This is a genomic window from Chryseobacterium sp. SIMBA_028 (genome assembly GCF_046535285.1).
GTDB lineage: Bacteria > Bacteroidota > Bacteroidia > Flavobacteriales > Weeksellaceae > Chryseobacterium.
In genome coordinates this window covers 1-250 of the sequence record NZ_JAWRWZ010000614.1, presented here as the reverse complement: position 1 = coordinate 250, position 250 = coordinate 1, and the positions used below count along the sequence as shown (strand labels likewise).

1 protein-coding gene is annotated in these 250 nt (G+C 39.6%); it reads right to left on the bottom strand.

Annotation, left to right across the window (positions count from 1 at the left end):
• Window positions 1–193: hypothetical protein (locus SCA31_RS24685; RefSeq protein ID WP_410699595.1), on the bottom strand; the 193-nt coding region annotated here is incomplete at its 3' end.
• Window positions 194–250: the final 57 nt, after the last annotated feature.

Sequence of the window (250 nt, the reverse complement as noted above, 5' to 3'; positions counted from 1 at the left end):
CGGCAAGTTTACCCTGAATAGAACTAAGAGGATTGGCATTGGGTTTGTCTGCAAGATCTTTTGCAGATACGGTCCCGATGCTTCCGGTCACATTTTCTTTTTTCTGAGATCCATATCCAATTAGGACTACTTCCTCAATCTTCTGCTCTTTCTGTACAGAATCTTTTGGCGTAACCTGTGCATTGACATTCATACAAAGTATAGAACCGCAATGAGACATGAATACTTTAAATCACGTTGTTTCATATAG